Source organism: Larsenimonas suaedae, from assembly GCF_023712105.1.
In the GTDB taxonomy this organism is placed as follows: domain Bacteria; phylum Pseudomonadota; class Gammaproteobacteria; order Pseudomonadales; family Halomonadaceae; genus Larsenimonas; species Larsenimonas suaedae.
Genome location: NZ_JAMLJI010000001.1, coordinates 97,426 through 122,171, shown reverse-complemented (window position 1 = coordinate 122,171; position 24,746 = coordinate 97,426). Strand labels below are relative to the sequence as shown.

At 61.2% G+C, this 24,746-nt stretch carries 22 protein-coding genes; 14 read left to right on the top strand and 8 right to left on the bottom strand.

The window, feature by feature from the left end:
* The first annotated feature begins 18 nt into the window (after positions 1-18).
* The 6 genes from NAT49_RS00555 to mgtE all read left to right on the top strand — a co-directional run bounded on the left by NAT49_RS00555 (position 19) and on the right by mgtE (position 4,907).
* Positions 19-1,455: an RNA polymerase factor sigma-54 gene (locus NAT49_RS00555; RefSeq protein WP_251589529.1), complete on the top strand. Its 1,437-nt coding sequence runs from the start codon at positions 19-21 to the stop codon at positions 1,453-1,455.
* An 81-nt stretch (positions 1,456-1,536) separates the two neighbouring features.
* Complete coding sequence (gene hpf / locus NAT49_RS00550; protein ID WP_251589528.1) at positions 1,537-1,839, top strand: ribosome hibernation-promoting factor, HPF/YfiA family; 303 nt, start codon at positions 1,537-1,539, stop codon at positions 1,837-1,839.
* Between the two features lie 12 nt (positions 1,840-1,851).
* Entirely contained in the window at positions 1,852-2,322 is a 471-nt protein-coding gene (gene ptsN, locus NAT49_RS00545) for a PTS IIA-like nitrogen regulatory protein PtsN (RefSeq protein WP_251589527.1), read from the top strand.
* Between the two features lie 5 nt (positions 2,323-2,327).
* On the top strand, positions 2,328-3,227 hold the full coding sequence (gene rapZ, locus NAT49_RS00540) for an RNase adapter RapZ (protein WP_251589526.1): 900 nt from the start codon (positions 2,328-2,330) through the stop codon (positions 3,225-3,227).
* Positions 3,214-3,483, top strand: coding sequence for an HPr family phosphocarrier protein (locus NAT49_RS00535; RefSeq protein WP_251589525.1), 270 nt, complete (start codon positions 3,214-3,216; stop codon positions 3,481-3,483). Before rapZ ends, NAT49_RS00535 begins: the two co-directional genes overlap by 14 nt.
* 65 nt (positions 3,484-3,548) lie before the next feature.
* Positions 3,549-4,907 (top strand): magnesium transporter, encoded by a 1,359-nt coding sequence (gene mgtE, locus NAT49_RS00530; RefSeq protein WP_251589524.1) that lies wholly within the window; start codon positions 3,549-3,551, stop codon positions 4,905-4,907.
* A gap of 61 nt (positions 4,908-4,968) precedes the next feature.
* On the opposite strand, the gene pmbA is transcribed toward mgtE, so the two are convergent.
* A complete protein-coding gene (gene pmbA / locus NAT49_RS00525; RefSeq protein ID WP_251589523.1) occupies positions 4,969-6,306 on the bottom strand; it encodes a metalloprotease PmbA in 1,338 nt (445 codons plus the stop codon).
* 69 nt (positions 6,307-6,375) lie between these two features.
* Here pmbA and yjgA point away from each other — a divergent pair, with 69 nt between their 5' ends.
* Positions 6,376-6,873, top strand: a complete 498-nt coding sequence (yjgA, locus tag NAT49_RS00520) for a ribosome biogenesis factor YjgA (protein ID WP_251589521.1) — start codon at positions 6,376-6,378, stop codon at positions 6,871-6,873.
* A 5-nt stretch (positions 6,874-6,878) separates the two neighbouring features.
* Here the strand turns inward: yjgA and tldD are convergent, their stop codons facing one another.
* The 7 genes from tldD to NAT49_RS00485 are packed head-to-tail and all read right to left on the bottom strand — an operon-like array spanning position 6,879 to position 16,754.
* Positions 6,879-8,333: a metalloprotease TldD gene (tldD, locus tag NAT49_RS00515; protein ID WP_251589520.1), complete on the bottom strand. Its 1,455-nt coding sequence runs from the start codon at positions 8,331-8,333 to the stop codon at positions 6,879-6,881.
* The gene (locus NAT49_RS00510) at positions 8,330-12,196 is read right to left on the bottom strand and encodes a YhdP family phospholipid transporter (RefSeq protein WP_251589519.1); all 3,867 of its coding nucleotides are present in this window, start codon (positions 12,194-12,196) and stop codon (positions 8,330-8,332) included. Before NAT49_RS00510 ends, tldD begins: the two co-directional genes overlap by 4 nt.
* A gap of 3 nt (positions 12,197-12,199) precedes the next feature.
* Positions 12,200-13,669, bottom strand: a complete 1,470-nt coding sequence (gene rng / locus NAT49_RS00505) for a ribonuclease G (protein ID WP_251589518.1) — start codon at positions 13,667-13,669, stop codon at positions 12,200-12,202.
* Between the two features lie 16 nt (positions 13,670-13,685).
* Positions 13,686-14,276 (bottom strand): Maf family protein, encoded by a 591-nt coding sequence (locus tag NAT49_RS00500; RefSeq protein ID WP_251589517.1) that lies wholly within the window; start codon positions 14,274-14,276, stop codon positions 13,686-13,688.
* Positions 14,277-14,281: 5 nt separating this feature from the next.
* Positions 14,282-14,755: a rod shape-determining protein MreD gene (gene mreD, locus NAT49_RS00495; protein ID WP_251589516.1), complete on the bottom strand. Its 474-nt coding sequence runs from the start codon at positions 14,753-14,755 to the stop codon at positions 14,282-14,284.
* Positions 14,745-15,656 (bottom strand): rod shape-determining protein MreC, encoded by a 912-nt coding sequence (mreC, locus tag NAT49_RS00490; protein ID WP_285836004.1) that lies wholly within the window; start codon positions 15,654-15,656, stop codon positions 14,745-14,747. The genes mreD and mreC overlap by 11 nt, the downstream gene beginning before the upstream one ends.
* 60 nt (positions 15,657-15,716) lie before the next feature.
* A complete protein-coding gene (locus NAT49_RS00485; protein WP_251589514.1) occupies positions 15,717-16,754 on the bottom strand; it encodes a rod shape-determining protein in 1,038 nt (345 codons plus the stop codon).
* A gap of 186 nt (positions 16,755-16,940) precedes the next feature.
* On the opposite strand from NAT49_RS00485, the gene gatC reads away from it, so the two are divergent.
* From gatC to NAT49_RS00450, 7 genes are all read left to right on the top strand, one after another.
* Positions 16,941-17,228, top strand: a complete 288-nt coding sequence (gatC, locus tag NAT49_RS00480; RefSeq protein ID WP_251589512.1) for an Asp-tRNA(Asn)/Glu-tRNA(Gln) amidotransferase subunit GatC — start codon at positions 16,941-16,943, stop codon at positions 17,226-17,228.
* 62 nt (positions 17,229-17,290) lie between these two features.
* Positions 17,291-18,739, top strand: a complete 1,449-nt coding sequence (gene gatA / locus NAT49_RS00475) for an Asp-tRNA(Asn)/Glu-tRNA(Gln) amidotransferase subunit GatA (protein ID WP_251589511.1) — start codon at positions 17,291-17,293, stop codon at positions 18,737-18,739.
* A 19-nt stretch (positions 18,740-18,758) separates the two neighbouring features.
* The gene (gene gatB / locus NAT49_RS00470) at positions 18,759-20,213 is read left to right on the top strand and encodes an Asp-tRNA(Asn)/Glu-tRNA(Gln) amidotransferase subunit GatB (protein ID WP_251589510.1); all 1,455 of its coding nucleotides are present in this window, start codon (positions 18,759-18,761) and stop codon (positions 20,211-20,213) included.
* Between the two features lie 114 nt (positions 20,214-20,327).
* Entirely contained in the window at positions 20,328-21,224 is an 897-nt protein-coding gene (locus NAT49_RS00465; protein ID WP_251589509.1) for a polyprenyl synthetase family protein, read from the top strand.
* The gene (crtI, locus tag NAT49_RS00460; RefSeq protein ID WP_251589508.1) at positions 21,221-22,696 is read left to right on the top strand and encodes a phytoene desaturase family protein; all 1,476 of its coding nucleotides are present in this window, start codon (positions 21,221-21,223) and stop codon (positions 22,694-22,696) included. The genes NAT49_RS00465 and crtI overlap by 4 nt, the downstream gene beginning before the upstream one ends.
* Positions 22,689-23,612 carry a phytoene/squalene synthase family protein gene (locus NAT49_RS00455; RefSeq protein WP_251589507.1) on the top strand — a complete coding sequence of 308 codons (924 nt, stop codon included), beginning with the start codon at positions 22,689-22,691 and terminating at the stop codon, positions 23,610-23,612. Before crtI ends, NAT49_RS00455 begins: the two co-directional genes overlap by 8 nt.
* Entirely contained in the window at positions 23,606-24,739 is a 1,134-nt protein-coding gene (locus NAT49_RS00450) for a lycopene cyclase family protein (protein ID WP_251589506.1), read from the top strand. The genes NAT49_RS00455 and NAT49_RS00450 overlap by 7 nt, the downstream gene beginning before the upstream one ends.
* Positions 24,740-24,746 lie beyond the last annotated feature (7 nt).

The window sequence follows — 24,746 nt, the reverse complement described above, 5'->3', positions numbered from 1 at the left end:
CGATCACGCCGAGACCGTATGACGATGAAACCTTCACTGCAGCTCAGAGTCGGCGCGCATTTAACGATGACGCCCCAACTGCAGCAGGCTATCCACCTGCTGCAGCTCTCTACGCTCGATCTTCGTCAGGAAATTCAGCAGGCCCTCGAAAGCAACCCCATGCTCGAGCAGCAGGAAGCGTTCGAGGAACACGACGCCTCGCCCGAGCCTGAGGCCGATTGGGCAGAAAGCATCCCGGACACCCTCGATCACGACAGTGACTGGGGCGATACCTACCAGGACATTGGCCCCGGAAGCCTGGGCACTCAGACGCCCTCGGATGAGGCACCGGGCATCGAACGCAACAGCTTAGAGATTACGCTTCAGGACCACGTTCGAGACCAGGTTCGCCTGATTGACCTTGATGACCGGTCACGTCTGATCGCCGACTACCTGATCGATGCGCTCGACGACACCGGCCGGCTGAGCGTGCCCCTTGACGAGCTTGGTCAGCAGCTCACCCATCACTTTCCGACACTTAATTTCAAGCAGGACGAACTCGAACGCACATTGCAGCTGATGCAGCAGTGTGAGCCTGGTGGCTTATTCGCGCGCGACCTTCAAGAGTGCCTGCTGCTTCAACTCGATCAACGCTCTGGCGACACGCCACTGCTTGCCCAGACGCGGCGGCTTATTCGCCAGTTCCTGGAGGCACTGGCCGGCGGTGACTACAAGCGCTTGAAGCGTCGACTGGGCGTTGATGATGAGCAGCTCGAGCAGATCATTCAAACGATCCAGTCACTCGACCCTCAACCCGGACGCCGGTTCGGCGGCGCACGCAATCACTACGTGATTCCGGATCTGATCATGCGCCACGACACCAGACAAGGCTGGCGGGTCGATCTCAATGAAGATGCCCTGCCTCGAGTGCAGCTCAATGCGCAGTACAGTGCGCTGATCAAGCGCGCCGACCAAAGCCAGGACAACACCTTTCTCAAGCAGCACCTGCAGGACGCGAAATGGCTGCTTAAAAGCATCGCCAGTCGCAACGAGACCTTACTCAAGGTTGGGCAGGAAATCCTTGCGCGTCAGCCCGGCTTCGTCGAACACGGCGAAGCCGGCCTCAACCCGCTCACGCTCGCCGACATTGCCCAGGCAGTGGATATGCATGAATCCACCATCTCCCGGGTTACCACGCAAAAATACCTGCACACACCGCGCGGAGTCGTCGAACTCAAGCTATTCTTTTCAAGCCAGGTCGGCACAGGGCAGGATGGAGATGCTCATTCGGGAGTTGCCATCCGCGCACGCATCAAGAAATACGTCAGCGAAGAGCCGACCAGAAAGCCGCTTTCCGACGCCAAGCTGGTGGAACTTCTTGATCAACAGGGCATCAAGGTCGCCCGTCGGACCGTGGCCAAATACAGGGAAGCGCTGGGTATTCCCTCGTCCAGTGAACGCAAGCGCCTTGCCTAGACGCCCAATCAACACAAGGGTTTGTTTTAGCGCAAAAAAGGTTACAATCGAAGTGTCAACCCGTGGGTAAAGGAGAATGCCATGCAGGTCAATATCACCGGACATCACGTTGAACTGACTGACGCCCTCAGAGACTACGTTAATCAGAAACTGTCACGTCTTGAGCGCCACTACGACAACATTACCAACGTTCAAGTGACGCTCTCGGTTGAGAAGGAACGCCAACTTGCCGCCTGCACCCTGCATGCAAGCGGCGCAGAACTTCATGGCGAAGCCGCCCACGACGACATGTACGCGGCGATCGACGCACTGGCAGACAAGCTTGACCGCCAGCTCGTGAAGCACAAAGAAAAAGCCCAGGCGCGCGCTCAGGGCGCACGCTGAGACCCAATATCTATGACGCTCGACCAGCTTCTCCCGCCCGAACGCACGCTCTTTGACGTCAAGGGCGGGAGCAAAAAAAGGGTGCTGGAATTTTTCAGCACCTTTATCGCGCAAAACATTCCAAGCCTTGATGATCAGGAAGTCTTTTCCAGACTGATCGGTCGAGAACGGCTCGGCAGTACCGGCGTTGGCAACGGCGTCGCAATTCCGCATGCCCGCAACCCACACTGCAAGGTCCCGGTTGCAAGCTTCATTCGCCTGGCCGAACCGATCGATTTCGACGCGATCGACGGCGAGCCGGTTGATCTGATCTTTGTACTGCTGGTACCGGAAGAAGCCGAAGATACTCATCTGACCCTGCTTGGGCAGATCGCCGAGCTTCTCAACGACAGCGACAATCGACACACGTTAAGGAACACTCACAGTCAGCGTGAGCTACACGAGACGCTGGTTGATCTCATCGCCCAACAACAAAAGGCCTAGTTTCCATGCAGTTGGTCATCATAAGCGGACGCTCAGGCTCAGGAAAATCCGTAGCTCTTCAAGCGCTGGAAGACTTGGGGTTCTATGCGATCGACAATCTCCCGGCCACGCTGCTGGCCCCGCTCATTGATGAACTCGATACCGGAAGCGTCAGCCAACGCCGCATCGCCGTCAGCATCGATGCCAGAAATCTGCCCAAGGCGCTTGAGCGCTTTCCAGAGCTTCTGGCTGATCTGTCCAAGCGCATCGATGCGCAGGTCGTCTATCTAACCGCGGATGCCCGCTCCCTGCTCGAACGTTACGCCGCCACCCGTCGTCGTCACCCGCTTACGCGCGCAAGCCAGATGACGCTTGCCGAAGCCATCGATTCCGAGCAGAGCTACCTCGCCCCCATTCGCAACGCGGCGGATCTCGTGATCGACACGACTGACCAGTCGGTACACGAACTGCGCAACCAGATCGCAAGCCAGGTCGCCAAGCACACCAGCAAGCAGATGACGCTCACGATCGAGTCCTTCGGGTTCAAGCACGGGGTACCGCTTGACGCCGATACCGTCTTCGATGCGCGCTCACTGCCCAACCCTTACTGGGTGCCGGCGCTCAGGGGCTATACCGGCCGCGACCAGGAAGTGATCCACTTTCTGGAATCTCATGACGAAGTGGCGGCCATGCGCGACGACATCGTCGGCTGGCTCGAGCGCTGGCTGCCGTCCTACAGCAAGAGCAACCGCAGCTATTTTACGGTCGCCATCGGCTGTACCGGCGGGCAGCACCGCTCGGTCTATCTGGCTGAGCGCGTAGCCACCCACTTTGCCGAGCAGTTTCCGACGGTTCGACTGCGACATCGCGAAATGAGCGTTCAGACCCTGCTCAATGACAGCGAGCCACCGAATGATTCGCCGTGAGCTGACGCTTACCAACAAGCGTGGTCTGCATGCCCGCGCGGCGACCAAACTCGTACAGTGCTGCGCCACGTTCGAGAGTACGGTAACCGTCTATCGTGACGATCACAGCGCGCGCGCCAACAACATCATGGCGCTTTTGATGTTGGCGGCACCGTGCGGCACACCACTTGTCGTCGAAGTTGACGGCAGTGACGAGACCCTGGCCCTGGCCGCGATCGAAGCCATGTTCGACGCCCGCTTCGATGAAGAGACCTGACACCGCCGCACCGATAGACACGCCCTAACCCTTTCCCTCCCTTTCACTCACGCCGAGGAAGTTCCATGAGTCACGACCTGGCCGATAACGCCGATCATCTGGACAAACTGCATGGAGCGCTCGAGCGGGACGCCGTGGATCAGATACGTCGGCTGCTGAACCAGACCATGGTCCCGGCCGAGGTCGCCCACGCACTCGAATCGACACCGCCACGTGAGCGCGAATTCCTGTGGCAGCAGATCGACACCGAAACCCAGGGTGAAATTCTTCTCTATCTGAGTGAAGAATTACAGACGGAATTCCTGGAGCGCATGAGCGCCCAGGACCTTCTGACTGCCACCGAAAATCTGGACACCGACGATCTGGCGGATCTGCTGCAACGGTTGCCGACCTACAGCATTCAGCAGGTCCTCGACTCGATGGAGGCCCAGGAGCGCCACCGGGTCGAGACTGTGCTGTCCTATCCAGAGGATACCGCCGGCGGCTTGATGGACATCGACTCCATCACCATTCGGCCCAACATCACGCTCGACGTCGTGCTGCGCTACATCCGCCGCCACGATGAACTGCCCCACTCGACCGATGCACTTTGGGTCGTGACCCGAAGCGACGTGCTGGTCGGCCGGCTCTATTTGAATGAACTGCTGGTCTCAGACCCCGGCATGACCGTCCGCGAGGTCATGGACACCGAGTTCACGCGCCTTGACGCCATGACCCCCGAAGACGAAGTGGCCCAGCTGTTCGAACGCCACGACCTCATTTCGGCGCCGGTCGTTAACGAGCAGGGCCAACTTCTTGGCCGCATCACCATTGATGACGTAGTCGATGTCATTCGTGATACCGCCGAACATACTGTCATGAGCATGGCCGGTCTCGATGAAGAAGAAGACACCTTCGCTCCGGCGCTTCGTACCAGCCGGCGTCGCGCGGTGTGGCTCGGCATCAACCTGTTGACGGCCTTTCTCGCCTCGTCCGTCATCGGCATGTTTGAAGGCACGATCCAGAAAATCACCGCACTTGCCGTACTGATGCCGATCGTTGCCAGCATGGGGGGCATTGCCGGCTCTCAAACCCTGACCGTCTTGATTCGAGGCATCGCGCTTGGCCATGTCAAGGGCAACAACATTCGCTGGCTTATCAGCCGTGAGCTGGTCGTCGGGCTACTTAACGGCGCGCTGTGGGCCGTGGTCGTCGGGCTTCTGGCACTGGTCTGGTTCGATGACCGCATGCTTGGCATCATTATTGCGCTTGCCATCATTATCAATCTGGTCGTGGCGTCACTTGTCGGTACGCTTCTGCCGGTGGTGCTCAAAAAACTCAAGATCGACCCGGCACTGTCCGGAAGCGTCATTCTCACCACGGTCACCGATGTCGTCGGCTTTCTGTCGTTTCTCGGCCTCGCGAGTCTGGTCTATTTAAGCTAATGCAAAAAAAGACCGCGCTGCATAGGCAGCGTGGTCTCCCACATCCCTCTTTCACCGCGACTCAACCCGTGACAGTCATGCCATCGACCCGCCAGCTTCCCGTATGAATACTGCCGCGGGTATCGAGATCATCGCCAAGCCCTGCAAGAGAGGCGAACATGCCGCTCAGATTGCCGGCCACCGTAAACTCTTCGATAGGCCCTGCAATAGCGCCATTTTTAATCAAAAAGCCCGAGGCGCCACGGGAATAATCACCGGTCACCGTGTTGATGCCCTGCCCCATCAATTCAGTCACGATAACCCCATGCTCGATTCCACCGATCAGCGCGTTGTAGTCGGTCAAGGGCGCATCGATGCGCACATTACGGGCACCGCCGGCATTGCCGGTCGATTCAAGTCCCAGACGCCGTGCGCTGTAACTTGAAAGCATGTAGCTTGAAAGCCGGCCCTGCTTCACGAAGTCATTGTCCTGCGTCGCGACCCCCTCGCCATCGAAGGCCGCGCTTGACATCGCGCCCTTGATACGCGGCCGTTCCCCCAGCGAAAACCACTCGGGAAACAGCGACTCGCCCAGCCGGTCGCACAGAAACGAGGATTCCCGATAAAGGGCGCCGCCGGCGATGGCGCTGAGAAAATGCCCGATCAATCCCTTGGCCATGCTCGGCGCGAACACGACCGGCATGGTGCCTGAAGGCGCCTTGAGCGCGCCAAGTCGCGCAAGCGTGCGTTCGGCCGCACGGTGACCGATGTCTTCGGGGGAGCGAAGTAAAAATGGATGGCGCGTAGAACTGTAATCCATGTCGCGCTGCATGCCGGCATCGTCTCTGGCAATCAAAACACACGACAGACTGTGCCGGCTTCCACGCTGAGTCCCCATGAAACCATGGCTGTTGGCGTAGAGGGTCACCCCCTCGCCGGTGCTCAGGTGTGCGCCTTCGGAGTTACTGATACCCTCGACCGCAAGGCCCGCCCGCTCGCACCGTGCAGCCAGATCGGCGGCCTCGTCAGGGTCAAGCGCCCACGGGTGATGGACCTCGAGATCCGGAAAGTCGGTCGCCATGCGCTCGATGTCGGCAAGCCCTGCATGAGTGTCTTCTCCGGTAAAACGCGCGATATCGATCGCTTTCTCTACCGTTTCCCGAATGGAGCGCTCGCTTGCATCGCTGGTCGAGGCATTGCCCTTGCGCTGGCCAACGTAGACCGTGATGCCAAAGCCTTGATCACGGGCAAGCTCCAGGGTTTCCACCTCACCGAAGCGAACATCGACCTCCAGCCCCTGACTGACTGCCGCGCTGAGCTCACAGGCAGTTGCACCATGCTGTCTGGCATGTTCGAGGGCCAGCTCGGCCTGACGCTTAAGCGCCGCTTCCTGTGCGTCGATATCAAATACCTGGCTCATGAACGAACTCCTAATACCTGCCGCGCCTGTACTGGTATACTGCGCGCACTCTGATTGACTGGATGAATCATGTCGAGCGAACTCCCCCCCGACCACGACGAATTTCAAAGCAAGACCCAACGCAAGAACGCCATGCTTGCCCTGCAGGCACTGGGCGATCGCATCCTGGCGCTGAGGCCGGTTCAGCAGCGCGAACTGCCGCTGTCCGAGGATATGTGGGCCGCCATCGAGGAAATGGGTCGCATTTCATCGCGCGAGGCGCGCCGTCGGCACATGCAATACATCGGCAAGGTCATGCGCCATGAAGACATTGACGCGATCGAAGCCAAGTTCGAGGAATTCGATCAGCGCAAACAGGCCAGCGACCGCGAGTTCCACCGCCTCGAGCAGTGGCGTGACCGCCTGGTGTCCGAAGGAACCCCGGCCGTGACTGAATTCGTCAAGCACTACCCGAACGTTGACCTGCAAAAGCTTCGCCAGCTGGTACGCAACGCACAACGCGAGCGGGACAACGGCAAGCCACCCACCAGTGCCCGCAAGCTGTTTGCACTGCTTCGCGACGCCTGAACCGGTTAAGACTTCGTGCCACCCACGGTGATCTCATCGAGCTTCAGCGTGGGCTGGCCGACGCCAACCGGCACCGATTGACCTTCCTTGCCACACACGCCGATGCCCTTGTCGAGCGCCATGTCGTTGCCGATCATCGAGATACGCTGCATGCTCTCGGGACCGTTGCCGATCAGGGTCGCGCCCTTGATCGGGTAGCTCACACGCCCGTCTTCGATCATGTACGCCTCACTTGCCGCAAACACGAACTTGCCGGACGTGATGTCGACCTGACCACCGCTGAAGCTTACGGCGTAAACCCCATGCTTGACGCTTTCGATGATCTCGTCCGGCGCATGACCACCGTCAAGCATGTAGGTGTTGGTCATCCGGGGCATCGGCAGGTGCGCGTAGGATTCGCGCCGCCCGTTACCGGTCGGGGCCATCCCCATCAGGCGCGCGTTGAGCTTGTCCTGCATGTAGCCGGTTAGGATGCCATCCTCGATCAAGGGCGTGTACGCGCCGGGCGTCCCCTCATCATCGACAGACAGCGACCCTCTGAGATTGGAAAGCGTGGCGTCATCCACCACGGTCACGCCAGGCGCCGCCACCCGCTCGCCGATCTTGCCCGAAAAGGCGGAGCTGCCCTTGCGATTGAAATCACCCTCAAGGCCATGCCCTACCGCCTCATGCAGCAGCACGCCCGGCCACCCGGGCCCCAGCACAACTGGAAGCTGCCCGGCGGGCGCGTCTTCTGCATCAAGATTGACCAGCACCTGCCGCACCGCGTCACGGGCGTAGCGCTCGGCCACGTCGTCGCGTACGAATTCCGACAGGCTGAAGCGGCCACCGCCGCCGGCACTGCCACGTTCGCGCCGGCCGCCTCGGCTGGCAATCACAGATACATTGAAGCGCACCAACGGACGAAGATCGGCGGCGAGTGTGCCATCGCTTGCCCGCACCATGACCACGTCATACACCGCCGAAAGCGATACTGTCACCTGCTTGACGGCAGGATCGCAGGCCCGTGCGATCTTATCGGCGCGCTGAAGCATGGCCACTTTCTCATCGGGGCCCATCCCCTCAAGTGGGTTGGCCGGGCCATAAAAGGCGGTGGCCTGTACCGGTCGAGAAGTCGCCAGCTGCGCTGACTGACCGCTGCGTGAGATTCGGCTGGCCGTACGCCCGGTGTCCATGAAGGCGTCTTTACTGATCTGGTCGGAGTAGGCAAAACCGGTCTTTTCACCACTTTGGGCACGAATCCCCATGCCGCCGTCGATGTTGAAACCGGCTTCCTTGACCTCGCCGTCCTCGAGCGTCCATGACTCTCGCCAGCTGCGCTGCAGAAAGACGTCGGCGAAATCGACGCCAGCGCCCATCGCATGGCCGAGCCCCTCGTCAAGCGTCTCACGCGACAGGCCATAGGGCGTCAGCAAGATATCGGTGGCCTGGCTGAGTGAATCCTGCGTCATCGCATTCATTCGGCACTTTCCAAACTAAGGTGCGGCGCACCGAACGGCCCGCGCACACGGTAATGAATTTGAGAGACGTCATTGAGCCATCCCTCGAAGAGTTCATGAAATAACCATAGCACGCCACCAACCTGAGGCGCGCCGATGGCAAACGCCGCCAGCGGCAGGTTCTGCGTGACCGGCACAGTGACGCCAAGCCGGGCATCGATGGTCTGCTGAATAAAGCTGAGTTGGCCATCGACGGTAAACGACGTCGCTGTACCATCTATAACCACCGGGGAATCGGTCACAAGCCGGCCGTTCAAGAGACTGGCGGCACCATGAATGCGCTTGAAGGCCACCCCCTTTTGCGTCAGATCCGAGAAATTGAGCGCCAGACGGCGCATCAAATTGTCGAGATTGACGGCACCCAGCACCTTCGCAAACGTCGAGTTGACCGCCGTCAAGCGGCCAGGCCCGGTATCCAGACGCAGGTGCCCCCCCATCTGGCCGAGCTCGACCTGCCAGGGCGCGCCAGGCCACGCCACGCGCGCGTTGAACGTGGCTGAATCGGTATGAAGCGCCGGCTTTTCAGTAAAAAGGGTCACCGTATCGGCAAGATCCTTGCTGGTAATGCGCCCCTCCATTCGCGTAAGGCTGCGTTCACCGACATCGGCCCAGGTCAGCGCGCCATTGAATGTCGAGCCCGGCAGAACCACCTCGAGCGGGTCAAGCCGCAACTCCGAGGCGTCACTTTGCCACCGAGTGGTCAACGGTCCGGCCTTGTGACCGTTGTAGATCAGGGTATCGACAAAAAGCTGGCCGGCCGGAACGCCTGCCATCGCCTTGGAGTACGGCAGCGCCTCGGTAGTCGAACCGGTATCCGCGCTGCCATCGGGGTCCAAAAGCGAGTACACACGCTGCGGCAAATGCGGTGCAAAGTCGTTGTCGGCGGCGTCGGTGCCAATGTCGAGCACTCGGTCCACGTTCAGCACATCAAGTCGGGCATCCACCGGCGTTGGATAGCCACTTGGCGACCAGCGCACGGTCCCGGTGGCAAGCTCGGAGCGCAGCTTGGTGACCCAGGTCGCCCCATCCGGCACCGCCATCAGGGCCAGAGGCCCCCGGCACTCACCCTTGATTTCAAGGCACCCGGCGTTGAGGCGCACAGCGCCCAGAAGCTCGTTGAACGGGCGCACGCTGCTGCCGAATGCATCATCGCCGGCCTCGGAAGACGCTGCGGCGCGGGGTGTCAGTGAAATCTGGGACAGCGGTTCCACCCAGGCACCCGGCGACAGCGCATCGGCGTCCCAGTTCACGTACCAGTGATCCGACGATGGCCACTCCGGGTCACTCGGCCAATGCTCGAGCCACACCTGGCCCTGGGCATCGCTGTGACGCCAGCGCGCATGCACACGGTCCTCGAACGTCAGTTCGCCACTGCCGTTACCAAAATCCATCTGCATATCAAGCGGCGCCGGGCGGTCGACCAGCTTGGCAAAGGGCGGCGGCAGGTCGACGACAAGCCCGGTCATCGGCGAGCTCAATGTCAGCACCGGGCCACTGTCTTTCAGGTGCAACGCGGCGCGGTAGTTGAAAGCACCATCGATGCTCTTGGTCAATCCATCGAGGCCGAGCCAGCCTGCCACCCCATTGGCATGAGCGCGCCCGTCAAACGTGACCAGATTATGAGCCAGGTCCACCTTTACCTTGACCTGATCCTCGAACACCTGCCCCGTGAATGTGCCGAGCAGTTCGTCAACGTCATCATGGTGGTGATACTTGAACGACCCGGCGATGTCGGTGGTGGTGATGTCCGCGGGCAGAAACAGAGACCGCCCCCGTGCGATGGCGCCCTTGACCTGAATGTCGGCGGTGCCCTCCTCGCTCATCGGCACGCGTACCGTGATGTCGCCCTGAATGGGGCCGGAGGTGCGCCACTGCGCAAGGCTCTGGGACAGTGACGCCTCGAGCGGCGCCTGCTGCAAAAACGAAAGCGCGTTCGAGGCGTTGCCGGAAACACGAGCGCTGGCCGTCAACACGTTGTCACGGTAGTGAGCCTCACCGCTCGTCGTTTCAAGCCCATTTTGATTGGCGTGTGCAATCGTTGCGTCGAACTGATCGTTGTCGAGCACGACGTGGCCATCCACCTCGGTCAACGCCGGCCAGCCCTTTACGTAGGCAAACCGCGCATTCCTGATGTCCATATCCAGATGGATCTGATCACGGTCCTTTTTATCGTCGTTAAACGTCAGCGCCATCGAGAGCGCGGCCCGTGGGATCTCACCGTACTTGAGATTCTCCCTGAACCAGGTCGAAACGCCTGGGTCCAGCGCGTTGAGCGGCAGCCACTGTGCTGGCGTTTTGGCCACGATGTCTCGGGCATCGAGCGACAGCGCAAGCGTTTGCGGCCCGCGCTCCGGAACGGTTGCCGTGAGCGTGCCGGTCACGTCCGCGCCCTGTCGACGCGCCTTGAAGCGCGTGCTTTGAAAGCGCCAGCGATGATCGGCGTTCGTCCAGTCGATCGCCCCGCGCACCTCATTGAGCGTCATCGCCTGCTCGAACACGCTCGGGAGCATCATTCGCCCCTTGTCCATCGCAAACTCGACGGTCCCGGCGTCCAGACGCCCCGCCACCCACAGATCGAGCGGACCGCCACCCGGCCCGCCCTGCCAGGGGTCCAGGTGCACATCGCGTGCACCGGCCTTGATGTGCCAGGTCTTGTCGTAATGAAGCTCGAGTCCGGTGACCTGCCCCCGCGGCGCCATGGTGGTCAGTGCCTGACGCAACGTTCCTTCCGGCAGAATCGGCCAGAGCGTGTTCAGGCCATCCAGCGCAAACCCGGGCAGCCGGAGCGTGAGATCGTCGAAGCCCTCGGAGGCGCTCAGCGCGACCCGCGACGGCAGCACAGCCGCCTCCTTGCCGGCCAGGTGGCCGGAAAGATCGAACAGCGCTCCCTGCCAGTGGCTCGCCTCGCGCGTGAAGGCCCACTTGGCTTCAAGGGCATTCACATCGAACACACCCTGATCGTTATCGAGTGAGAGCCGCGGCACATCGAGTACGCCCTGAACGCCGACCAGCTCGCCCTTGGCCCACTGCGCCCAAAGCGTCATGTTGCCCCGGCCGTCGGTCGGCGTGACCGGGCTTGCGGGAAAGAGGGTATTCAATAACGGGAGGGCCTGCTCGGCCTGAACCGTCAGTTGAAGCTTGCCGTCGAGCTGACGTCCGGTGTCCGGCAGGCGGGCCACCAGCCGTACGCCGTCACTCGTCGCATCGCCCACATGACCAAGCGCTTCGAGCTGATAGTCATTACCGGCGCGATGCAGCGCCACGGTCGGCAGCGTCAGCTCCGTGGTTGCGGTCGGGGCATGAAAATGCACATGGGCGTTATCGATATTGAAGCGCTGACGGGACAAGAGCGTGGCCCAGGCATTGAGACGCTCGATCGAAAACCCGCTGGTCGAGGATGTCGCGCTGGAGCGCTGCCAGGGCCAACGGCCCTGGCTGTCCTGGTAGAAATGCACCGAGGGTGAGGCGATATCGAGCCGCCCGAGTACCGGCGCGCCTTCCTGCAAGGAAGCCATCGAATCGATGCGCGCGGTGAAGCTGTCGATCGTCAACAGCGGGCGGGCCGGATGCGTCTTGGTGGCAGGCTGTGCAAGCGTCAGGTCATCGAACACCAGCCGAGGGTCAAAGCCCACGAACCGAAAGGAGATGTCCTTCGCGCTTAGATAGGTGTCGTCGGGTACGCCAAGGGTCTTGAGCACCATCGGCTGAATCACCGGCAGGCCCAGGACACCGAGGCGAAGCGCGGAGATACCGATCGCACAGATCACCAGCACCGCCGCCGTCAACCCGCCGAGAATCCGAACCAGGGTCTGAATCGCTCCCATAAACTACATCAGCACGATGTCGTACTGCTCCTGGCTGTAATGATGCTCGACCTGAAACCGAATGGGTTTATTGATAAACGCTTCAAGATCCGCGACGGCGGTGGATTCTTCGTCAAGCAGGCGATCCACCACGCCCTGAGAGGCCAGCACCATGTAGGTGTCCGGCCCATAGGCGCGTTCTTCGCGAAGAATTTCACGAAAGATTTCATAGCACACGGTTTCCGGCGTCTTGAGCGAGCCTCTGCCCTGACAGATCGGGCAGGGTTCGCACAGCACCTGCTCGAGGCTTTCGCGCGTGCGTTTTCGCGTGAGCTGTATAAGTCCGAGTTCGGTCACGCCCGTGAGCTTGGTCTTGGCCCGGTCACGCTCAAGGGCCTTTTCAAGCACCCGCTGCACCTGACGCCGATGCTCGACGTCTTCCATGTCGATGAAATCGATGATGATGATGCCACCAAGATTTCGAAGGCGCAGCTGTCGGGCAATGGCCGTCGCTGCTTCGAGATTGGTCTTGAACAGGGTTTCTTCGAGGTTGCGGTGGCCGACAAACGCACCGGTATTGACGTCGACCGTGGTCATGGCCTCGGTTTGATCGATGATCAGATAGCCGCCGGACTTGAGCTGAACCTTGCGCTCAAGCGCCTTTTGCAGCTCGTCCTCGACCGAAAACAGATCGAAGATCGGCCGTTCACCGGGGTAATACTCGATCTTTTGAACCAGATCCGGCATGAACTCCTCGGCGAATTCCATGAGGCGCACATGGTTTTCACGGGAGTCGATGCGAACACGCTCGATGTCATCGCGCATCACGTCACGAAGGGTGCGCATGAACAGCGGCAGATCGCCATAGATCACGCCGCCGCCGTCTTTTGAGTCCCGGTGACGACGCTCATCGAGCTTTGCCCAAAGGCGTTTCAAAAAGAGGATGTCGTTTCGAAGCTCATCGGCACTGGCTCCCTCGGCGGCGGTTCGAATAATGAACCCGCCGTACGCGGACGCGTCGTCTTCACGGTGAACCTGATCGACGATCGCCTTCAGCCGGTCCCGCTCCTCGGTATCCTCGATGCGCTGAGAAACGCCAACGTGATGCGAATCCGGCATGTAGACCAGGTACCGCGATGGAATCGAGAGGTGAGTGGTCAGCCGTGCGCCCTTGGTGCCGATCGGGTCCTTGTTGACCTGAACAACCAGCGGCTGCCCCTCGTGGAGCAGTTGGCTGATTGATTGCTGCTTGTCGCTTGGCGTATTGGGCGGCATGACATCATGGGCGTGAATGAACGCCGCACGTTCAAGACCGATGTCGATGAACGCCGCCTGCATGCCTGGAAGCACCCGCACCACGGTGCCCTTGTAGATATTGCCCACGATCCCGAGGCGGCGACTGCGTTCGACGAACGCTTCCTGGAGCACGCCGTTTTCAACCACGGCAACCCGCGTTTCCATCGGGGTCAGGTTGATCAGGACTTCACCGCTCATACCAGGCTCCGTTGGCTCACTCATCGACGCCCTGCCAGACAGGCACGCCCTGCTGGGCCAGAAGCGCTGCCGTCTCACAAAGCGGCAGCCCGACCACCGAGGAATAGCTGCCTTCGATGCGCGAGACAAACACGGCGCCAAGCCCCTGAATCGCATAGCCTCCGGCCTTGTCGACCGGCTCGCCGGTGTCCCAGTAAGCTTGGCACTCCTCGTCGGTCAGGCGGCGGAAAAAGACCTCGGTACTGACCACGTCGCATAAAAGCCCTGCGGGCCCAATGACAGCCACCCCAGTCATCACCGTATGGCGACGACCGGACAGACGCTTGAGCATGGCAAGCCCGTCGGCACGGTCGCAAGGCTTGCCAAGGATCTCGCCATCCAGTGTGATCGCGGTGTCCGACCCCAGAATGATTCGGTCGGAGTGGCGCTCGTGGGCCACTGACGCCTTTTGAGCGGCCAGTCGGCTCACGTAGGCGCAGCCGCCTTCGGCCTCGAGCGGAGTTTCGTCGATATCGACGCCCTCCCCCTCACATTGCACGCCAATATCGGCAAGCAACGCCTTGCGGCGTGGCGACCCTGAAGCCAGCCAGAGTGGCATCGTTGTCATGACGGTTACCCCACGGTAAATCGGCGTTGAATCAGATGAATCAGCGTATACCACCACGGCCAGAGTACGCCGCCGATGATGGCCGAGTAAACGAATTCGATATGAAGAACCTGCGCCCCGAACACCAGCCGCAGCCACTGATCAAGCAGTTGAATAAGCCCGAGTACGACCACGAGCATGCCGGCGCGCTGCCAGACGGAATAGATACGAAGCCGCTGATACAAAAGCAGCACCAGATAGGCCAAAAGCGACAGCAAAAAGGCGTTATGACCAAAGGTGGTGCCTTCAAGCAGATCAAGCAAAAGCCCGAATACAAAGCCATGGAAGACCCCCACCCGAGAAGGCTTGGTCAGACACCAGTAGGCCAGCATCAGCCCGAGCCAGCTCGGCCGCCAGATCAGCCAGGCATCGGGCAGCGGCATGACCTGAAGCCCCAGGGCCAGCAGCATGGAAATCCAGATAAAGAGATTAAGGCGCATCGATGTCCTCGGCCTCGTTTCCAAGCACCTCCAGCCCGCTGACCCGACGCGCGGTATCGATCAACGCATCCGGTATGACGGTCTGGGCTTTAAGCGCTTCGCGGGCGAACAGCATCAGGAAATGCCGGCTGCGATTGAGCTGCGCGACCGGGGCCGCCTCGACCGTTGCGAACGGCCCACCATCGTTGAGCTCAACTCGACTCACTCGCGCAACCGGATACCCTTCGGGAAACCTGGACGCCAACCCGGACGTTACCAGCAGGTCGCCGACCTTGATGTCTGCGTTATTGGGTACGTGCTGGAGGTTGAGCCACTCATCCTGGCCATTGCCCTGGATGATGAAGCGTAGGCCGTTGCGGTTGTCCTGCACGGGTACGGCGCTGTTGGCATCGGTCACCAGCAACACCCGGCTGGTAAAGCGGGACACCGAAATAACCTGGCCGGCAAGACCGGAGGCGTCCACCACGGGCTGCCCGGCATAGATACCATCATCCTGACCACGGTCGACGATCATATGCTGCACGAACGGGTCGTTGTCGAGCATCATGAGCTCGGCCGTCACGTAGCTTATGTTGCTGCGGGGCGTGGCGTTGAGCAGTGCGCGCAGGCGCGTATTTTCCTCGACCAGGCTATTTGTTCGCTGATTGCGTTGGGAAAGGATCAGCAGCTTGTTGCGAAGCGCCTGATTTTCATTGATCAGGGCGTCCTTGCTGCTGAGCACCGTCGAAAGCCATGTAAGCCCCTGTGCGGGCTGGCTGACCACCCACTGAATGGGAGACACAAGCGTGGCCGTTTCCTGGCGAACCTGGCTCATCCACTCGAATCGATGATCTGCAAACATAAGCGCCAGTGAGAGCACCGCACACAGCAGCATGCGGTACCCAGGCACTGGCCCTTCCAGAAACAGCGGCTTGATCGCCCCATCCTCCCGTTATCAGGCAGCATCGGCTGCCGGTCATGCTCAGTCGGAGGCCAGTAGCTCGAAGGCGTGCTGATCGATCATTTCAAGCGCCTTGCCACCGCCGCGCGCCACACAGGTCAAGGGGTCTTCGGCGATGATGACCGGCAGGCCGCTCTCTTCAGCCAGCAGCTTGTCGATGTCACGCAAGAGCGCGCCACCACCAGTCAAGACAAGACCGCGGTCGGCAATGTCGGAGGCAAGCTCGGGTGGCGACTGCTCGAGCGCGCTCTTGACGGCGGCGACAATCGAGGTCAGAGGCTCTTGAAGCGCGTCGAGGATCTCGTGAGAATTCAGCGTGAAGCTTCTCGGTACGCCCTCGGCCAGATTGCGGCCACGCACGTCGATCTCGAGCACTTCGCTACCAGGATAGGCCGTACCGATCTCTTCCTTGATCCGCTCGGCGGTTGCCTCACCGATCAGGCTGCCGTAGTGGCGTCGCACGTAGGACGTGATGGCCTCATCGAATCGGTCGCCACCGACACGCACCGACTCGGAATAGACCACCCCGGACAGTGAAATGATCGCGATCTCGGTAGTCCCGCCACCAATATCGACCACCATCGAGCCCTGGGCTTCCTCGACCGGAAGTCCGGCACCGATCGCAGCGGCCATGGGCTCCTCGATCAGAAAGACTTCGCGGGCGCCCGCGCCTTCGGCGGATTCCTTGATCGCACGACGCTCAACCTGAGTCGACATGCACGGCACACATACTAAAACCCGAGGGCTAGGTGTTAGAAACGTACTTTGGTGCACCTTTCGTATGAAATACTGAAGCATTTGTTCGGTCACGGTGAAATCCGCGATCACACCATCCTTCATGGGTCGAATGGCTGTGATGTTTCCCGGGGTACGCCCCAGCATGCGCTTGGCGTCAAGCCCGACGGCCGCCACGCTTCGCATGTTGCCGGACTGGCGGATCGCAACGACAGAGGGCTCGTCCAGCACGATACCGCGACCGCGCACGTAAATCAGTGTGTTGGCTGTTCCCAAGTCGATGGAAAGATCGCTCGAAAACATTCCCCGTAAACGTTTAAACATGTAAGTCTTTCACCTAGTCCAGACCGTAACCTATGCAGATGCGAACGGTATCATCGCCACCCCGATGCGGCAAGCAAGCACGCCTGCCATCTCTCGTCAGTTATGGTACCTTTTTCAACCGTTCACGTTTATCGACTTAGACTATTTCAGAGTTTCCATCCTTGCCAGAACCATTCAGGAGTCCTCATGGCGATCGAACATGCTGATGTTTTGCGCGCGGCGCATTTGGCCCGGCTCGGCATCGACGATGCGGATGCCACGCGCTACGTTGGCGACCTGTCCCGCATTCTCGAGATGGTCGACGCGCTGCAAGGCGTCGACACCGAAGGCGTTGCCCCGCTCGCCCACCCGCTGGATGCCACTCAGCCGCTTCGCGCCGACGAGGCGATCGAGCCTGACCGCCGCGAGGCGTTCCAGGCGTGCGCCCCGAGCGTGTCACAGGGCTATTACCTGGTGCCGCGCGTGGTCGAGTAACCACCGCCTCACTCGTACAACTTTCATTTCACTGCCGTTTTGCCAAGGAGTTCGCTCCCCTCATGCACGACCTGACGCTTGCCAAGATCGCCCAAGGGCTTGCCAAGGGTGAGTTTTCAAGCCGCGAATTGACGCAGCACTTTCTCGAGCGCATCGAGAAATACGACTCACGCTTCAACAGTTTCATCACCGTCACCGGCGAACGCGCGCTCACCCGGGCCGACGCCGCCGATACCCAGCGCGCCGCCGGGCAGGCCGGTATCCTCTCGGGGGTGCCGCTGGCCTACAAGGACATCTTCTGCACCGAAGACATCCGCACCAGCTGCGGCTCGAAGATGCTCGACAATTTCAAGGCGCCCTACAACGCAACCGTTGTTGAAAAGCTCGAACTTGCCGGTACTGTCAACCTCGGCAAGACCAACATGGATGAGTTCGCGATGGGCTCTTCCAATGAAACCAGCTTCTATGGCCCGGTCAGAAACCCCTGGAACACCGACCTGGTACCCGGTGGCTCTTCCGGTGGCTCGGCCGCCGCTGTCGCGGCGGGCCTTGCTCCGGCGGCACTCGGCACCGATACAGGCGGCTCCATCCGCCAGCCCGCGGCGTTTTGTGGCATTACCGGCCTAAAACCGACGTACGGGCGCGTTTCGCGCTACGGCATGATCGCCTACGCCTCAAGCCTCGATCAGGGCGGGCCGATGGCTCGAAGCGCGGAAGACTGCGCGCTATTGCTTAACGCCATGGCCGGCCACGACCCCCGAGACTCCACCAGCGTTTCACGGGCGGTTCCCGACTACACCCAATCGCTTGACGCACCGCTCAAGGGCTTGAAGATCGGTCTTCCCCGCGAGTATTTCGGTGACGGTCTTGATGAAGGCGTCGAACGCGCCGTGCGCGAGGCGATCGCGGTCTACGAATCCCTCGGCGCCAGTGTGATCGATGTAAGCCTTCCGCACACGCAGCACGCGGTACCGGCCTACTACGTCATCGCGCCGGCCGAGGCTTCCTCGAATCTGTCTCGCTATGATGGCGTCCGCTTCGGTCACCGCTGTGACGACCCTCAGGATCTGATGGATCTTTACAAGCGCTCGCGCGCCGAGGCGTTCGGGGAAGAGGTCAAGCGTCGTATCCTGATCGGCACGCACACGTTGTCCGAAGGCTTTTTCGATGCCTACTACAAAAAGGCCCAGCAGGTCCGCCGCCTGATTCGACAGGACTTCCTGGACGCGTTCGAGAAGGTCGATGTGCTGATGGGCCCGGCCGCGCCCACCACCGCATTCGCGCTCGGCAACAAGGCCGACCCGGTACAGATGTATCTGCAGGACATCTACACCATCGCCATTAACCTGGCCGGCATTCCAGGCATCAGCGTGCCGGCAGGCTTTCATGAAGGCAGCCCGGTCGGGCTTCAGATTCTCGGCCCCCATTTCGGCGAGGCGCACCTTTTGAACGTGGCGCACCAATACCAGCAAGCGACCGACTGGCACACCCGCCAGCCCGACCTGCCCTGAGCGAAGGAGAGCATCATCAATGCAATGGGAAACCGTAATCGGGCTTGAAGTCCACGTACAGCTGGCCACTCAGTCCAAGATATTTTCAGGCGCCTCGACCGCCTATGGCGCCGAGCCAAACACCCAGGCCTGCGCCGTCGATTTGGGCCTGCCGGGCGTGTTGCCGGTACTCAACGAAAATGCCGTTGCCATGGCCGTGCGTTTCGGGCTTGCCATCGATGCCGAGATTCCTGAAATTTCGGTGTTTGATCGCAAGAACTACTTCTACCCGGACCTGCCGAAAGGCTATCAGACAAGCCAGATGGGTCAGCCCATCGTGGGCGCCGGCGAAGTCGAGATCACCCTCGAGGACAGCAGCACGCACACCGTGCGCATTCACCACGCCCACCTCGAGGAAGACGCCGGTAAATCGGTGCATGAAAACTTTCACAGCCAGACCGGCATCGATTTGAACCGGGCCGGCACGCCGCTTCTTGAAATCGTCTCCGAGCCCGACATGCGCTCGCCCAAGGAAGCCTCTGCCTATGTGCGCGCCCTGCACACGCTGGTGACTTACCTGGGTATTTCCGACGGCAACATGAACGAAGGATCGATGCGCTGCGACGTCAACGTCTCGGTGCGCCCGAAAGGTCAGGAAAGTTTCGGCACCCGCGCCGAAGTCAAGAACGTCAACTCGTTCCGCTTTATCGAGCGCGCGATCGAGGTCGAGGTCGAGCGCCAGATCGATCTGCTCGAAGACGGCGGCACCGTGGTTCAGGAAACCCGGCTTTTCGACCCCGACCGTGATGAAACCCGCAGCATGCGCACCAAGGAGGAAGCCAACGACTATCGTTACTTCCCCTGCCCGGACCTGCTGCCGCTGATGCTCGATCAGGCCTACGTCGATCATCAGCGGACGCTGTTGCCGGAGCTGCCGGCGGAAAAGCGCCAGCGTTTCAAGGAGGTGCTCGGGCTTTCAAGCTATGACGCAGCGGTACTGACCGCGACCCGCGCCATGGCGGAATACTTCGAGCAGGTTCACACGCGCTGTAGCGATGCCAAACTTGCCGCCAACTGGGTTCAGGGCGAGCTGTCGGGTCGACTCAACAAGGAAAACCTCGACATTACCCAAAGCCCGGTGTCGGCCGAACAGCTGGGCGATCTGCTTTTGCGGCTCAAGGACGACACCATCAACGGCAAGGCCGCCAAACAGGTCTTTGCCGAACTGTGGTCGCGCACCTTTGAGACCGCCGATGAAGTGATCGAGGCCAAGGGACTCAAGCAGGTCACCGACACCGCTGCCATCGAGGCCGTGGTCGATCAGGTCATCGCCGACAACCCGATTCAGGTCACCCAGTACAAGGACGCCGAACCGGACAAGCGCGGCAAGATGATCGGCTTTTTCGTCGGTCAGGCCATGAAGGCCTCCAAGGGCACCGCCAACCCCCAGCAGGTCAACCAACTTCTCAAACAGAAGCTGGACGCACTGCTCTAGGCACCGCGCCCTGGAAACTGGCCCTGTCAGCCTCTCGGTCCGGCAGGGCCATCGTTTGGTGTCTATACTGCTGCGTCGACAATAACACTACCGCAGGATGGGACCGTTTCGTTCATGATTTCTCCGCCGCTTCATGCGTCGATGTCCGCCGAGCCATCACCATCGAGTGACTTGCTGTCTCGCGCCATGCGGGAGCAACTGCTGGGCGAGCGCGCACGCGACAACGTGGTCGACCGCGCCTGCACGCATCACCTGAGCGCTCTCGGCGGCATGATGCGCGCCCGGCTCGGGTTCGAAAGTGCGCGCCAGCTCGGCTTTTCACAGAAACAGGCCACCACGCTTGCGCTGGTTCCGGAGCTGTTGCACAACGCCTCGCTGATCCACGACGACGTGCAGGATCGCGACCGCGAGCGTCGCGGCCAATCAAGCCTTTGGTACGCCTTCTCACCGGACGTCGCTTTGTGTGTGGGAGACCTGCACATTTCAGCCGCCTATGGCTGCCTCGAGCGGCTGGCCGACCACGCCCCTCGCCTGCCCCGGTTGATCGCAATGATCCATCAGTGCGTGCGCGCCACCATTCGCGGGCAGGCCGCAGAATTCAGTGCGCCGAGCGACGACGACTTTGAAAGCTATCGCGCCATTGCCATCGGAAAGACTGCGCCGTTGATCGAGCTTGCCCTTACGGCCCCGCTGCTGTTGAGCGGTCACGACCCCGCCCTCGCAGCTGCCCGACAGGCCGCCGACCATTTCGCGCTGGCCTATCAGATCGCCGACGACCTGGAAGACGATCAGAGCGACCTGGAACACGGCTACAGCGATAATCTGGTGCATCGTCTGCGCCGAGCAAACGATCAGAGCCCCCACCACTCGACCCTCATGTTCGCGCTCGACGCCCTTGAGACCGCTCGGACCATCACCGACACACTACCCTTTGGCGCCGAACACCCCTTGCACCGTGAAATTGAGCGCCTTCACACCCGCCTGACCGTCTGGGAGAACGTCACGTCATGACACACACGCTGGTTATCGGCGGCGGCTTCGGCGGCATGGCCGCTGCGCTCAGAGCCCGAAAGCTCGGCCACGACGTCACGCTTCTAGAGCGTGGCCATGCCCTTGGCGGGCGCGCTCAGGTGTTTGAAGACAAGGGCTACCGATTCGACGCCGGCCCGACCGTGATCACGGCCGCCTTCATGTTCGAGGAACTGTTTGAGCTCTTCGGCAAGCGCTTGAGCGACTACGTCGAGATGATCGACCTGGACACCTGGTACGAGTTCTACTTTCAGGACGGCCGTCGCTTTCGATACGGGGCAGACCTCGACGACACGCTCGAGCAGATCGCCCGCTTCAACCCGCGTGATGTCGACGGCTACACGCGTCTGCTTGAGCATTCGAAGGCCATTTTCGACGTCGGCTTCACCGAGCTTGCCGACAAGCCCTTCCACCGATTCAGCACCATGGTGCGCCAGATTCCGGCGCTGGTGCGGCTCAAGAGCCACCGTTCCGTCTGGGGCATGGTGAGCCACTACCTCGAAGATCCCTCACTTCGAAAGGCCTTTTCAATTCCGCCGCTGCTGGTGGGCGGTAACCCGTTCAAGACCACCAGCATCTATGCGCTGATTCCGTACCTTGAGCGCAAATGGGGCGTTCAGTTTCCCCGGGGCGGCACCGGCGCACTGGTCGGCGCGCTCGAGCAGCTCATGCGCGAGGAAGGCATCCACATCGAAACCGGGGTAAGCGTAGGTCGGCTTCAAGCGCAAGGACGACGGGTCACCGGGGTCGTACTCGAGGACGGCAGCACTCGTCAGGCCGATCGGGTCATCGCCAACGCCGACGCCGCCTACCTCTACAAGCACATGACGCCGAACCTGCCGGCGCTGCCCAAATTGAAGCTCAAGGCAGCCAAGTATTCCATGGGCCTGTTCGTGTTGTATCTGGGGGTCGATGCACGCTATTCGGACGTGGCCCACCACACCATCTGGTTCGGTGAGCAGTACAAGACGCTGCTGGCTGACATCTTCGATCATCATGTATTGAACGAGGATGTCTCGCTTTACGTTCACCGCCCGACCGCCACCGATGAAAGTTTCGCTCCCCCTGGCTGCGACTCGTTCTACATTCTCGCGCCGGTGCCGAACCTGCAGGGCGACATCGACTGGGCCCAGGAAGGCACTCGATTGGCCGAGCGAATCATCGCCTCACTTTCCAAAACGCTGTTGCCCGGCCTTGAACACCACATCGCCACCCAGTTCCACATGACCCCTGCCGATTTCGGCACTCGCTATCTAAGCGAGCACGGCAGTGGTTTCTCGATCGCACCGCTTTTCAGGCAATCGGCCTGGTTTCGCTTTCACAACAAGAGCGAGGCCCTCGACAGGCTCTATCTGGTTGGCGCAGGCACCCACCCGGGTGCGGGGCTGCCCGGCGTAGTCTCAAGCGCCAAGGTGGTCGAGCGCCTGATGGCCGAGGAGTCGCCCGATGGATGATGCGAAGACGCTACTGGCCAAGCACGGCAAGTCGTTCTGGTTTGCAAGTCATCTGCTGCGCAAGGAAGACGCACACGACGCCGCCAGCCTCTACGCGGCCTGTCGCATCCTTGACGATCTTGCCGATGAAGACATGCCAACGCCCAGGGAAAACGAGCAGGCCCGCGACCGGTTGCGCCACATTCAGAACAGGCTACTGCACGACTCCTTGAAAGAGGACCCGGACCCGGTGGTGCGCATCCTGAAAGACCTCGCCCACCGCCGGGGGCTCAACCTGAATGCAGCCAGCGCCCTGATCGACACGCTCACCCAGGACGCTGATGAAAACCTGTGTCTTCAAGATGACACCGAGCTTCTGCGCTACTGCTACGGCGCGGCCGGCACGGTCGGGGTGATGATGGCGCCGCTGATTGGTGCCCCAAGCTCGGCCTGGCCCCATGCGATCGACCTTGGCATCGCAATGCAGCTGACCAATATTGCTCGAGACATTTCAGAAGATGGCGCGCTCAAGCGGCGCTACGTGCCGGGAGACTGGGTGGCCGACGCGCCGCCAAAGGCGCTGATCAGCCCCGATGAGGCCCTTGCGCCCACGGCCGCCCGCGCCGACCTGGCCCTGCTTGACCTGGCCGAGCGGTACTACCAAAGCGGCGCCGATGGGTTTACCGAGATTCCCAAACGCAACCGCCGTGCGATCCAGGTCGCCGCCGAAGTCTATCGCGGCATCGGCACCCGGCTTCGCGCCCGAGATGGCCAGTACTGGCATGCCCGCGCGTACGTGCCACTTCGCGGCAAATTCGCCCTTGCGTTCAAGAGTCTGACCGGCAGTGGCGGCGTCACGCCGGCTCACCGCCCGGTACACGACCGCGAACTGCATCGCCATCTGACAGGGCTTCCCGGCACCAACCCGCCATGCTAGAGCTTGTCATTCTGGGCGGCGGCTGCGCCGGGCTAAGCCTTGCCCATCAGTTGGCGACCCGCGCCGCTAACCCGCCCTCGACGCTGATCATCGAGGCGCGATCGACCTACCGGGAGGATCGTACCTGGTGCGGCTGGCCGCTGGAGCCCCACGCCTTCGATGACTGCGTGGTCGCCCGCTGGTCAAGGTGGGGGCTTGAAAACGGCGAGCATCGCGCGAACGTGCGCTCATCCATTGCCTACGAAATGATCGATGCCGGGCGGTTCTACGACACCTGCCTCAACGCCATCGCCGCCCATGAACGCCTAACGCTCAGAACCGGCGCCCGGGTTGATGCTCTTGTCGAATACGATGACCACGTCGCGATCACACTCGATAGCGGCGAGACGCTTTTGGCGCGTCAGGTCATTACCACCCTGCCCACGCCCAAGCGACTGAATGCCCCCTGGCGGTGGCAGGATTTTGCCGGCTGGGTGATCGACACCCCTCGAACAGGCGCCCTAGAGCAGGCTGAGCTGATGAATTTCAGCGTCACGCCCGCACCGACCCGTGACACCCTGGCGTTCGTCTATACCCTGCCCATCGATGAGCGTCGGGCGCTGGTCGAATGGACCTCGTTTGCACGCACGCCCGTGCCGCTCGACCAGCTGGAACAGGCGCTCGCCCAGCACGTTGCCGAGCGGTTCGGCGAGGTTGACGTGCTCCGACGCGAATGCGGGAGCCTTCCGATGGCCCCGGCCTGGCAGCGCGGCAGCGCACGCATTCACCCGGCCGGCACCGCCGGCGGCGCCATGCGCCCGGCCACCGGCTACGCCTTTCACGCCATTCAGCGCTGGGCCCGCGAGTGCCGAGAAGCGCTGGAGGCCAGCCAACCACCGAGCCCTCCTGCGCGCTCAAAAGGCCTTGAGTGGCTCGATCGCACCTTCATGACGGCGCTCTCGCGCCATCCGACGCTCGGCCCGGACTGCTACGTTCGACTCTTCGACCGATTGCCCGCCGAGCGGGTGATCCGCTTTCTTGCAGGCCGCCCGACACCACTTGACGTCGTCCGCATCATGACCGCCCTCCCGCTCGCGCCGTTTCTTGAAAGCGCGGCACGAACGCTCACGGCAAACAACCGGCCCTGAGCGTCAG